The organism is Bacillus sp. mrc49, from assembly GCF_002803435.1.
Genome location: NZ_PHNG01000253.1, coordinates 1 through 640, shown reverse-complemented (window position 1 = coordinate 640; position 640 = coordinate 1). Strand labels below are relative to the sequence as shown.

Here is a 640-nt window from a genome sequence, read left to right as displayed (position 1 = left end):
CTCCTTTTTAATGCATAAATACGGCAAAAAACCGATACAGCTTCCGCTAACAATCAATGATTTCGCCACTTCTAGGTGATTAACCTGAAATTCAAACCGCGGCTCCACGTTAGAGACTTCAAATATTTTATGAACCTGATTCCAGTCAAATGCACCGCACTCAAAAAACACGAGCGGCTCCATTGCTAATGTCTGCACAGAAAGCTCGGTTTGAATTTGAAAAGGATGTCCCGGATATACGACTAATCGAATCGAATTATCAAGCGTCTTATGATTTTGCAGCCCACTATGTGCAACATCCTTCATGAAGGCTATATCAACCTGTTTCAGAAGCAATTTATCCATTAATTCCTCATTTGTTGCCGATATGAATTTAAAGCGTAAATCTGGGTTTTTCTCTTTCCAAAGAGGAAGCGCGAACGGAATAAAGTATTGCGATGTAATGATATTGGCCCCAATCGTTATTTCCTCCAAATCACTTCCTGCCTTCAGCTGCTTTTTCCCCTGTTGGAATGTGCGGATGATTTGCTCCGCAAATGGAATGAAGGCTTTCCCTTTTTCGGTTAAAATGATTCCCCTCCCTTGCCTTTCGAATAGTTCTGTATCGAGTTCCCCCTCAAGCGTCTTAATTCTTGCCGAT

The 640-nt window shown here is 41.6% G+C and carries 1 protein-coding gene; it reads right to left on the bottom strand.

Annotation, left to right across the window (positions count from 1 at the left end; genetic code table 11):
* Positions 1-640, bottom strand: a 640-nt coding sequence (locus CVN76_RS01820) for a LysR family transcriptional regulator (RefSeq protein ID WP_100530160.1), incomplete at both ends; no start/stop codon positions are given.